Below are 9,652 nucleotides of genomic sequence, written 5' to 3'. Positions count from 1 at the left end.
TGGCGGCTAGCGCCCGCGGCCGGCGCGGGGGCGACGGGCGGCGGGGCGGCCGCACTCGGCGCCTGGGAGGCCACCGAACCGACGCTCGAGTTCGGAGCCACGACGGCCGGCTTGGGCTTGGGACTCGTCCCGGCAACGAGCATCACGCCAAACCCGGCGACCAGGCCAAGCGCGCCGATCACGGCCGCGACAACCAGCGCGTTCGCGCCCCACCATCGCCTCCCCGCGGGCTCTTCCGCGGGGAGGTCGTCCTCGGACTCCGCGGGAAGGCGGTCCTCGACGTGGGCGGGGGTGTGGAGAGATCCGTCCTCGATCGCCGGATCGCCCAGCGGGCTCGACGCCCACGCCTCTGCGGCGGTCAGGTCCTCGTGCGGGTTCGCGGCGACGGTCAGGTCCTCGTGCGGGCTCGCGGCGACGGTCAGGTCGTCGCGCGGGCTCGCGGCGACGGTCAGGTCGTCGCGCGGGACCGCCCTGAAGGTAGCCGAGTGGAAGTCTTCGACGGTGCTCATGGCCTGTTCCTTAACTGTGGTCGCGGCCCCCGTTGGGTCGCATTCACAGGTATGAGCAGCCGCCGGTGCTCACCCGGACACTTTTTTCGGAACTTTTTTCCGGAGCTTTTCCCGGCCTCGGCCCCGGTCCTAGGCCTTGTCGATCGCCACCCGCACGCCGTCGCCGATCTCCGCCGCCTCGGCGGGCTCGCCGAACTCGAAGCTGGTGGCCAGGATCTCCCCGGCGATGAGGTCGCGGTGCGCGCGTGCCCAGTCGGCGCGCTCCGCGGGCACCGACATCACCACGCGGATGCGGTCGGACACGTCCAGCCCGGTCGACTTGCGCAGTTCCTGCAGCTCGCGGATCCGGTCCTTGGCCCAGCCCTCGGCCTCCAGCTCCGGGGTCACCGTGCCGTCGAGAACGACGAGCCCCGCTCCGTCGGGCAGCGCCGCGGTGAATTCCGGGTCGGCTGCGACCAGCCGCGAGCTGTACTCCTCGGGTTGCAGCACCGCGGGGCCCGCGGTCAGGGTGCCGTCGGAGTTGACGACGCCTTTGCCGGCCTTGACCGCCGTGATGGCGGCCTGCACGTCCTTGCCCAGGCGCGGCCCGGCGACGCGCGCGTTGACGGTGAGCTCGAACCGGCCGTAGGTGTCGATCGCGTCGGTCAGCTCGACGCTCTTGACGTTGAGCTCATCGGCGATCAGGTCCACGAACGGCTCCAACCGCTGCGGGCTCTCCACCGCCACGGTCAGCTTCGGCAGCGGCAGGCGCACCCGCAGCTTCTTGGCCTTGCGCAGCGACGACGCGGCGGAGCAGACTTCGCGGACCTGATCCATCGCGGCCACCAGGTCCGGGTCGGGGGGCAGCACGTCCGGCTGGGGCCAGTCGGTCAAATGCACCGACCGCTCCGCGGTCAGCCCCCGCCAGATGATCTCGGTGGTCAGGGGCAGCAGCGGGGCGGCCAGCCTCGCCGTCACCTCAAGCACCGTGTGCAGGGTGTCTATCGCGTCGCCGTCTTCTTCCCAGAACCGCGAACGCGACCGTCGCACATACCAATTCGTCAGCGCCTCGGTGAACTGACGCAATTGCTCGCACGCCACGGAGATGTCGCAGACGTCCATGGACCGGCTGAGTTCATCGCGCAGCACCGCGAGCTTGGCCAGGATGTAGCGGTCCAGCACGTGCGCCGAATCGGTGCGCCAGGCACCGACTTTCGGCGCGTAAAGGGCCAGGAAGCTGTAGGCGTTCCACAGCGGCAGCAGGACCTGCCGCACGCCTTCGCGGATGCCCTGCTCGGTGACGATCAGGTTGCCGCCCCGCAGGATCGGCGACGCCATCAGGAACCACCGCATGGCATCGGAGCCGTCACGGTCGAACACCTCGGTGACATCCGGGTAGTTACGCAACGACTTGCTCATCTTCTGGCCGTCGGAGCCCAGCACAATCCCGTGCGCCACACAGGTTTTGAACGCCGGACGGTCGAACAGCGCGGTGGCCAGCACGTGCAGCGTGTAGAACCAGCCGCGAGTCTGGCCGATGTACTCGACGATGAAGTCGCCGGGATAGTGGCCGTCGAACCAGTCGCCGTTTTCGAACGGGTAGTGCACCTGGGCATACGGCATGGAGCCCGAATCGAACCACACGTCGAGCACGTCGGGGATCCGCCGCATCGTGCTGCGCCCGGTCGGGTCGTCGGGGTTGGGCCGGGTGAGCTCGTCGATATAGGGCCGGTGCAAGTTGGTGGGCCGCACCCCGAAGTCGCGCTCGAGCTCATCGAGACTTCCGTAGACGTCGATGCGCGGGTAGGCGGGATCGTCGGACTTCCACACCGGAATCGGCGTGCCCCAGTAGCGGTTTCGCGAGATGGACCAATCGCGGGCGCCCTGCAGCCACTTGCCGAACTGGCCGTCCTTGACGTGTTCGGGGTACCAGGTGATCTGCTGGTTGAGTTCCACCATCCGGTCCCGGAATTCGGTGACCGCGACGAACCACGACGACACCGCGCGGTAGATCAGCGGATTGCGGCACCGCCAGCAGTGCGGGTAGGGATGGTCGTAGGTTTCGTGGCGCAGCAGGATCGGCTTGTTCACGGCCGCCGGGCCGCTCTGATCCTTCAGGTCGCGGATGATCGGAGCGTTGGCGTCGAAGACGTGCTGGCCCTGATAATCCGGGACGGTGGCGTCGAACCGGCCCTTGGAGTCGACCGGGGTGACCGGTTCGATGCCCACCTTGTCGGTGGTGGCCATGTCGTCCTCGCCGTAGGCCGGCGCCATGTGCACGATTCCGGTGCCGTCCTCGGTGGTCACGAAGTCGCCGGGCAATACTTGAAAAGCGTTGGCCCGCCCCGGTTCTGGGTCTGTGAAATACGGGAACGGCGGCACATAGCGGATGCATAACAGGTCCGCGCCACGGTAGGTGCCCAGCACTTCAGGCTCCTCCCCCAGCTCGCGGGCATAGGCGGCCAGGCGCGCCTCGGCCAGCACCAGGCGGCGATCGCCGGCCTTCACCTGCACGTAGATCACGTCCGGATTGACCGCAACCGCAAGGTTCGACGGCAGCGTCCACGGCGTGGTCGTCCACACCAGCAGGTAGGCGCCCGCCAATTCGCCGTCGGGTACCCGGAATCCGACGGTGATCGCGGGATCCTGGCGGCTTTGGTAGATGTCGTCGTCCATCCGCAATTCGTGGTTGGACAGCGGGGTTTCGTCGCGCCAGCAGTACGGCAGCACCCGGTAGCCCTCGTAGGCAAGGCCCTTGTCCCACAGCTGTTTGAAGGCCCAGATCACCGACTCCATGTAGGACAGGTCGAGCGTCTTGTAATCGTTGTCGAAGTCGACCCAGCGGGCCTGGCGGGTCACATACGCCTGCCATTCGTCGGTATAGCGCAACACCGATTCACGGCAGGCCTCGTTGAACGCCGCGATTCCCATGGTGTCGATCTGGGACTTGTCGGTGATGCCCAGCTGGCGTTCGACCTCGAGCTCGGCGGGCAGCCCGTGCGTGTCCCAGCCAAAGCGGCGCTCCACCTTGGCGCCGCGCATCGTGTGATACCGCGGGACGATGTCCTTCACGTAGCCGGTGAGCAGGTGCCCGTAGTGGGGCAGACCGTTGGCGAACGGCGGCCCGTCGTAGAACACGTACTCCGGGGCGCCATCGCGGCGGGCGATGCTGGCCCGGAAGGTGTCATCGCGCGCCCAGTACTCGAGGACCTCGAGTTCGAGCGCCGGGAAGTCGGGTGCCCCGGCGGCCAGCTTCGGGTAGGTCAAAGCGTCGTCTCCCTGTGCCAGTTCTCAGGCCGGGGACGACGACGCGCTAGCTGCGCGAGCGCCGCGGTACCACCCCGCTTGCCGCGCTGCCGCGCGACCGCTCGTGACGGCTATGACGGGCCTACCCGTTCGGTTCTACTGGGCTGCAATGGCCGTTCTTCCGAAGGCTCCCCGGTGATGGCCGGATCGATGCCGCTGCGCCGATTCTAGCCGGTGGATCAGGCCCCGACTTCGAGCACGCCCACGCGCCACAGCGCCGCGTAGGCGTGGCGCAGCGGAATGCTCAACAGACGGGCGGCGCCGTTCACCAGCGGGTCGGCGCCCAGGCCGAAGATCGGCACGTCGACGCGGCGGGTCACCTTCTTGGGCGCGGGGACGTGGGCGGGCGTGTCGGCGCGCACGACCGTCAGCGCGGGCTTGGGTGCCGCGGTTGCCAGTTCGTCGTGCAGGACTGCGGTCATGGTCGCCTCCTAGACGGAATTCAAAACGGGGACTAGCTGGACTGACGTGTCCCGTCCCGTACTGGTTCCGATCCGAGAATGCTCGGCCGGTAAGCCGATTGGCGTTGCGACGACTCAGCCGAGATCGTCGTGCCGGAGGCCGGATCGGGACGGGACGGAGCCCGGACTTCGGCCCGGACTATCGCTGGAACTCATACGTCCCTCACCTCCTCTACGGCAACGACGCGTGCGGTCACCCGCACGAACTGCGCGCACAAGGGAGTACAGAAACCGACGACCGTCGGAGATCCGCACCCCACTCGTCAGAGCTTCGGCACTACACGACGTGTCCTGGCCTGGAAAACAATCCAAGCCGGAAGCCACCTGGGCTCAACCCTTAAGCCGGGAGGAGCTGTCCTGACCCGGGGCGTCTTTGGACGTTCGGGGTCAGTGGCCTGTATTCGTGTAGACGCCTCACCTAACGAGGTGCCGTCACGATGATGCACGAAGGGCGGGAGACCGTCAAACTCGGGCGAGTGCGCCGGCGCGTCGTGGTGGTCACTTCTCGACCAGGTCGTCCAGCCGCCCGATCGTGTCGATGAACTCCTCGACCATGTCGAGCACCACCGAGCGCGTCGGGCGCACCCGGTCGAGTGAACCGACGACCTGGCCGACGAAGTAGGTGGCCAGCTCGCGCGCCTTGGCGCCCGGGTGGGCGGCGGCCTGATTGATGCGCACCTGGTATTCGGTGATCAGGGCGGTCTGCAGCGGCATGCCGAGGGGGTCGGGGCTGTCGGGCCGGTCCCATTCGTCGGTCCACGCCGTGCGCAGCATCCGGGCCGGCTTGCCGGTCATCGACCGCGACCGCACGGTGTCCGAGGAGCTGGCGGCCAGGAACTTCTCCTTGACCACGGGGGCGGTTTCCGCTTCCTCGGTGGTCAACCACACCGATCCGCACCACACGCCCTCGGCCCCCAGGGCCAGCGCCGCCGCGATCTGACGGCCCCGGGCGATCCCGCCGGCCGCGAGCACCGGCGTCGGCGACACCGCATCCACCACTTCGGGAACCAGGACCATGGTCGCCACCTCACCGGTGTGCCCGCCGGCCTCGGTGCCCTGCGCGACGATCAGGTCGACGCCGGCCGCGGCATGCCGCCGCGCGTGTTGCGTGGTGCCCGCGAGCGCGGCCACCAAGGCGTCGTGGTCGTGGGCGCGCTCGACGAGGTCGGCCGGGGGCGGGCCGAGCGCGCTTGCTATCAGCCGGATGTCGTGGCCGAAGGCCACGTCGAGCAGCGGCTCGTAACCCTTGGGCGAGATGTTGAGTCCGCCCCCGGACGGCGCGCGCGGCGGCTCGGCGGTCGCCGGGATGCCGTAGCGGGTAAGTAGGTCATCGACGAACTCGCGGTGCTCCTCGGGCAGCAGCGCGGCGACCTGTTTGGCGTCGATGCCGCCCTGCTCGGCCCCGATGTACTTGGGCGGCAACAGCAGGTCGACCCCGTAGGGCTTGCCCCCGGTCTGCTCCTCGATCCAGGTCAGCTCGCTGTCCAGCCGTTGCGGGCTGTGCGCGACCGCCCCGAGGACTCCGAATCCCCCCGCGTTGGTGACCGCCGCGACGACGTCGCGGCAGTGGCTGAAAGCGCAGATCGGGAACTCAACGCCGAGCTGCTCGGCGACTCTGGTTCGCATCGCCCGACGCTAGGAATTACCAATTGATATGTCAATCAATTCGTCCGACCGGTCGACAGAATTGGCACGTGTACAACAAACCGACTAATACACATTCGTGCAATAAACATACCAATGGTTGCGAATTACGCATTCTGCCTTATGCTCAGTTTAAAAAATTTAGGCGGCTCGTAGCAAATTACTTAGACCGACAGGCGTGACCGGGATGGAACAGACACGACAAGTCCTGGGGGGGATAGTCCGGCCAGCATTCGATGCCCTGAAGCGGGCGGTCGACGGAAGGCCGGCCTATCCGCGCCCACTCGGCGTAGAGCAACGGGTAGCAAAGAGCCTGGACCGCGCGCTTCCGACCGATTCGAGCACCAAGGATGTAAAGACGGCCCCCGAGCGAGGAGGCGGAAATCCGCGCGAGGGGGGGTCGCTTTGTGGCACCGGATCCGAATTCTTCCGAGACACAGGCGCTTTCACGAGGGCCGAGGCGGAGGGTCAAGAATTTGACGCCGCCCACGCGGCCTGGCGCGAAGTGCTGGCCGGTTTTGATACCCCCACCTTGGTCGGTCTACCGGGCCGGGCAGGACAGCGAGGGGTTGCGTCGTTTCGGCTGTCCGCCGAGACCACGCGGGCGCTGGGTGAGCTGGCCGGGTGTTATCAAACCAGTGTCAGCACGGTAGTGCAGGCCGCGTTTGCGCAGTTGCTGATGTCGCTGAGTGGCCAGCCCGATGTCGCCTTCGGCGCCACGGTCTCTGCGGATGGGGCGACCGACATCGCCGGCGCGGAATCGACGGTGGGCCGATCGGCCAACACCATGCCGGTACGGGCCACCATCACCGCGACCACGACCACCACGGATCTGCTCGACCAACTGCAACACTTCCACAACCACACGACCCCGCACCAACACCTGGGACTCAGCGAAATCCATTGCGTCAGCGGCCACGACCGGTTGTTCGACACGCTTTTCGTTTGGGAAAACAACCCGAACGACACCGGCGCGGTAGCCGCCGACCGCGAATTGCAGTGACCGAGTTCGCCCTCCCCGAATACATCCACTACCCGCTCGTGGTACAAGCCACGCCCGGCCTCGAACTCGGCCTGCGCGTCGAATACGACACCGACGTGTTCGACGTGGAAACCATTGGGGCATTGGTTGATCTGCTGCAACGAGCGGTGGTGGCGATGACCGCCGACCCGGGGCGGCGGCTGTCGTCGATGGATCTACTGGGCGGGGATGAGCGCTCCCGCCTGGATGAGTTCGGTAACCGCGCCGTGCTGTGGGAGTGTGCGCCACCGGCGGTGTCGATACCGGCATCGTTTGCCGCTCAGGTGGCGCGGGCCCCGCGGGCCTTAGCGGTGACCTTCGCTGACCGCAGCATGACTTACCGCGAGCTGGATGAGGCGTCGAATCGGTTTGCGCACCTGCTGGCCGACGCGGGGGCGAGGCCGGGGCGGTGCGTGGCGCTGCTGTTGTCCAGGTCGCTCGGGGCGGTGGTGGCGATTTTGGCGGTGTTGAAAACCGGTGCGGCGTATGTGCCGATCGACCCGGCGGTGCCGGGGGCCCGGCTCGGGTTTGTGCTCGGGGATGCCGCGCCGATCGCCGCAATCACCACCCGAGGGCTGGCGGGGCGGCTGGCCGGGTTCGGTCTGCGGGTCATCGATATTGACGACCGTGCTGCTGACAACCAACCCAGCACCGCGTTGCCGGCACCCGCGCCCGACGACATTGCCCACATCATTTACACCTCGGGCACCACCGGGGCTCCCAAGGGAGTGGCGGTCACTCACCACAACGTGACCCAGTTGTTCGGCTCCCTCGACGCCGGAGTGGAGCTGACGCCGGAACAGGTGTGGTCGCACTGTCATTCGTTGGCGTTCGACTTTTCGGCGTGGGAGATCTGGGGCGCGTTGTTACATGGTGGGCGACTGGTCGTGGTGCCCGACTCGGTGACACGTTCCCCGATCGATTTTCACGCATTGCTGGTTGCCGAACACGTCACCGTGTTAAGTCAAACCCCGGCCGCGGCGGCGGTGCTGTCACCCGAGGGGTTGGATTCGGTGACCCTAGTGGTGGCCGGTGAGGCGTGCCCGGCCGAGGTGGTGGACCGGTGGGCCCCCGGGCGGGTGATGATCAACGGCTACGGCCCGACCGAAACCACCGTGTACGCGACGATCAGCCGGCCGTTGGTTGCGGGCTCGGGGCTGCCACCGATCGGTTCGCCGGTGCCGCGGGCGGCATTGTTTGTCTTGGATAAGTGGTTGCGGGCGGTGCCGGCCGGCGTGGTCGGTGAGTTGTATGTCGCCGGTGCCGGAGTGGGGTGCGGCTATGCGCGCCGGACCTCTCTGACCGCAGCGCGGTTCGTCGCCTGCCCGTTTGGCCCGCCCGGAACACGGATGTATCGCACCGGAGATCTGGTGTGTTGGGGTGCTGATGCGCAGCTGCGGTATCTCGGACGCACCGATGAGCAGGTCAAAATCCGCGGGTACCGCATCGAGCTGGGCGAAGTTCAAGCCGCACTGGCCGGCCTGGCTGGAGTGGAGCAGGCGGCGGTCATCGCCCGCGTGGACGGCGCCGGCGACAAGCGCCTGGTGGGTTATGTCACCGAGTCGGTGACGGGAGCTGTCGAGCCCGCCGGGATACGCGCCCAGCTGGCGGAGCGACTACCGGCCTACATGATCCCGTCCGCGGTGGTGGTGCTCGATGCGCTGCCCGTGACGCCCAACGGCAAACTCGACATCCGCGCCCTGCCCGCGCCGTCGCTGGGCCGAGCTTCCCGGCGCGGCGATCAGCGTCCCCGCAACGAGACGGAAAGGCGCGTCGCGGCGCTGTGGGCGGACCTGCTGGGCGTACCCGTGGCCGACGTCGATTCCGACTTTTTCGATCTGGGCGGCCACTCGCTGCTGGCACAACGACTTCTCTTGGATGTTCAGCGGACATTCGGTGTCGCACCGTCGCTTCCGGCGTTCCTGGAGCGGGGCAGGACCGTTGCCGGGCTCGCGGCGCTGCTTGGCGCTGAAGGCATCAGCGACGTCGCGGCCGAGGAGGGCTCGCCGCCGATACATTTTGTGTTCCCCCATTTTCATGCGGCGGTGAGCGCCAGACACTTTGCGGCGCAATGGGGGGCCGGGCAGCCGGTGAACCCGTTGGTCCCAGTGCAGCCGGGAGAACGGTTGGATCGATCCATGAGCATCGAACAGTATGCCACCCAAGTGCTTTCGATGATTCGCAAGCGGCAGCCATACGGCCCCGTTGCACTTATCGGATACTCTTTCGGCGCGATCGTGGCGTACGAAATTGCCCGTCAGATTCTCGATGCCGGCGAGCAAGTCAACTGGCTGGGAATTGTCGACGAGCCGCACCCGGTGCTGCAGTCGCAGCGACCTGAGCTGACTGGGTGGAGTAGGGTTCGCTCGCATTCCAGGCGCGGAGAACGTCGGGAGTGGGTCGGCCTACTCAAAGTGGCACTCGAAGAATTTGTCGAGTGGATCTTCGAAAAGTACCTGTTACATGGCACATTCGACCGCCGCGGTGCGTGTGATCTGATCTGCCGCTATCAGCGGTCGGGCCACGATGTGCCGATGCATCTTTTCGTGACTGAGGCCACCGCCGCCGACATGGGCACAGATGCGCTGGGCTGGGACGAATTCCACGGGGGCGCGCTGCACGTGCACCGCCTTGCGGGAAACCATGTGACGCTGCTCAAGCCGCCTCGAGTAGCGCAGCTTGCGGCCATGGTAGGCGAATCGCTGGGCTGAGTGCGGGCGCAGCAGAGCTAC

General features: G+C 67.1%; 3 protein-coding genes, 2 pseudogenes and 1 riboswitch. Of the genes and pseudogenes, 1 reads left to right on the top strand and 4 read right to left on the bottom strand.

Translation table 11 applies throughout. The annotated features are described in order from the left end of the window. The 4 genes and pseudogenes from A5744_RS07430 to A5744_RS07415 form a co-directional block, all read right to left on the bottom strand. A pseudogene (locus A5744_RS07430) lies at positions 1-509 on the bottom strand (hypothetical protein); the annotation flags it as partial. Positions 510-638: 129 nt separating this feature from the next. Further along, a complete protein-coding gene (ileS, locus tag A5744_RS07425) occupies positions 639-3,776 on the bottom strand; it encodes an isoleucine--tRNA ligase (protein ID WP_076059731.1) in 3,138 nt (1,045 codons plus the stop codon). A 197-nt stretch (positions 3,777-3,973) separates the two neighbouring features. Further along, positions 3,974-4,216: an Rv1535 family protein gene (locus tag A5744_RS07420; RefSeq protein WP_076059729.1), complete on the bottom strand. Its 243-nt coding sequence runs from the start codon at positions 4,214-4,216 to the stop codon at positions 3,974-3,976. A gap of 287 nt (positions 4,217-4,503) precedes the next feature. Then, positions 4,504-4,688: riboswitch (M-box (ykoK) riboswitch) on the bottom strand. Between the two features lie 65 nt (positions 4,689-4,753). After that, on the bottom strand, positions 4,754-5,881 hold the full coding sequence (locus A5744_RS07415) for a nitronate monooxygenase family protein (protein WP_076059728.1): 1,128 nt from the start codon (positions 5,879-5,881) through the stop codon (positions 4,754-4,756). A 487-nt stretch (positions 5,882-6,368) separates the two neighbouring features. Here A5744_RS07415 and A5744_RS25210 point away from each other — a divergent pair. Continuing rightward, positions 6,369-9,631, top strand: a pseudogene (locus tag A5744_RS25210) (amino acid adenylation domain-containing protein); the annotation flags it as partial. Positions 9,632-9,652: the final 21 nt, after the last annotated feature.

Origin of the sequence: Mycobacterium sp. IS-1264 (assembly GCF_001954195.1) — a bacterium.
Lineage (GTDB): Bacteria > Actinomycetota > Actinomycetes > Mycobacteriales > Mycobacteriaceae > Mycobacterium.
Note: the sequence above shows the minus strand (reverse complement) of the source record. Positions and strands in the feature narration are given on the sequence as shown.

Coding starts and splice junctions, on each gene's coding strand:
- A5744_RS07420 (WP_076059729.1), bottom strand. CDS start 4,216: ATGACCGCAGTCCTGCACGACGAACTGGCAACCGCGGCACCCAAGCCC.
- A5744_RS07415 (WP_076059728.1), bottom strand. CDS start 5,881: ATGCGAACCAGAGTCGCCGAGCAGCTCGGCGTTGAGTTCCCGATCTGC.